The organism is Actinocorallia lasiicapitis (genome assembly GCF_054778695.1).
The window spans coordinates 1-1,659 of sequence record NZ_BAAGZI010000674.1; the positions used below are offsets into that span (position 1 = coordinate 1).

The following is a 1,659-nucleotide window of genomic DNA, read 5'->3' on the forward strand; positions in this document are numbered from 1 at the left end:
CCAAGCCGTCGACCTGGCCGCCGAGACCCTGGCCACCGGCCGCACCCGCGTCGTCCGCACCGGGGAGGCCACGGCCGTCGTCGTCCCGCTCACCACCGACGGACGCGTGGTGGGCGCGCTCGTCGCCTACGCCCCGCAGGTGTCGGCGGCGCAGGTGCGGGCCGCCGAGGAGGTGGCCCGCTGGGTCGACACCCAGCTCGAACTGGCCGATCTCGACCGGTCGCGCAACCTCCTGGTGGAGGCGGAGGTGCGGGCGCTGCGGGCGCAGATCTCCCCGCACTTCGTCTACAACGCGCTGACCACGATCGCTTCGTTCGTCCGCACCGATCCCGAACGCGCCAGGGAGCTGCTGCTGGAGTTCGCCGACTTCACCCGCTACTCCTTCCGCAGGCACGGCGACTTCACCACCCTCGCCGAGGAGCTCCGCAACATCGACCGGTTCCTGCTGCTGGCGCGCGCCCGGTTCGGTGAGGACCGGCTCCGGGTGACGCTGCGGGTCGCGCCCGAGGTGCTGCCCGTCGCGGTGCCGTTCCTGTGCCTTCAGCCGCTGGTCGAGAACGCGGTCAGGCACGGCCTGGAAGGCAAGCCGGGCCCCGGACGGATCACGCTGCTCGCCGAGGACGCGGGCGCCGACTGCCTGATCAGCGTCGAGGACGACGGCGTCGGCATGGACCCCGACGCGATGCGCCGGGTCCTGGCGGGGGAGGCGTCCGCCGAGTCGGGGATCGGGCTGGCGAACGTCGATTCGCGGCTCCGCCAGGTCTACGGCGACGCGCACGGCCTGGTCGTCGATACGGCCGTCGGAGCCGGGATGAAGGTCGGTTTCCGGGTGCCGAAGTACAGGCAGGGCGTCTCCGCCGACGGACGCCCGTGATTGACACCCCCTGTGGTGGCCATCACACTCGCGTGATGCGTGTTCTCGCGGTCGACGACGAGGGTCCCGCCCTGGACGACCTCGTGTTCCTGCTCCGTGCCGACCCGCGGGTCGGCGAGGTCAACGGCGCCCGCGACGGTGCGGCCGCGCTGTGCGCCCTGGACCGGGCGCTCGCCGAGGAACGTCCCTACGCGGCGGTCTTCCTGGACGTCCGGATGCCCGGCATCGACGGTATCGTCCTGGGCCGGCTGCTCGCCCAGTTCGCGGCCCCGCCGAAGCTCGTCTATGTGACGGCGCACGAGGAGCACGCCGTCCACGCCTTCGAGGTCAGCGCCGCCGACTACCTGCTGAAGCCGGTCCGTCCCGAACGGCTCTCCCAGGCCCTTGGCAAGATCACCGGACCGGGTGATCCGGTGCTCGCCGCCGAACCGGAGCCGGTGCCGGTCGAGCTGTCGGGCGTCACCCGGTTCATTCACCCGGCCGACGTGCGGTTCATCGAGGCGCAGGGCGACTACGCCCGGCTGAGCACCGCGTCCGGCACCCATCTCGTCCGGATCCCGCTGGCCGGGATCGAGGAGCGGTGGCGCAACGCGGGGCTGATCCGGATCCACCGCAGCCATCTCGTCGCGGTCTCCCACATCTCGGAGCTGCGGCTCGACTCCGGCCGCTGCACGGTCCTGGTCGCGGGCACCGAGCTGCCGGTCAGCCGGCGGCACGTCCGGGAGCTCCGCGACCTCCTGCTGCGCCGCCCCCGCGGATGACGGCCGGAGCCGAGCCCGGCAACG

The 1,659-nt window shown here is 72.9% G+C and carries 2 protein-coding genes; both read left to right on the forward strand.

Going from position 1 to position 1,659, the window contains the following annotated elements; genetic code table 11:
• Positions 1 to 874, forward strand: an 874-nt coding sequence (locus ACYVE7_RS33630; protein WP_460370561.1) for a sensor histidine kinase, incomplete at its 5' end; no start/stop codon positions are given.
• A gap of 35 nt (positions 875 to 909) precedes the next feature.
• Positions 910 to 1,635 (forward strand): LytR/AlgR family response regulator transcription factor, encoded by a 726-nt coding sequence (locus ACYVE7_RS33635; protein ID WP_460370562.1) that lies wholly within the window; start codon positions 910 to 912, stop codon positions 1,633 to 1,635.
• Positions 1,636 to 1,659: the final 24 nt, after the last annotated feature.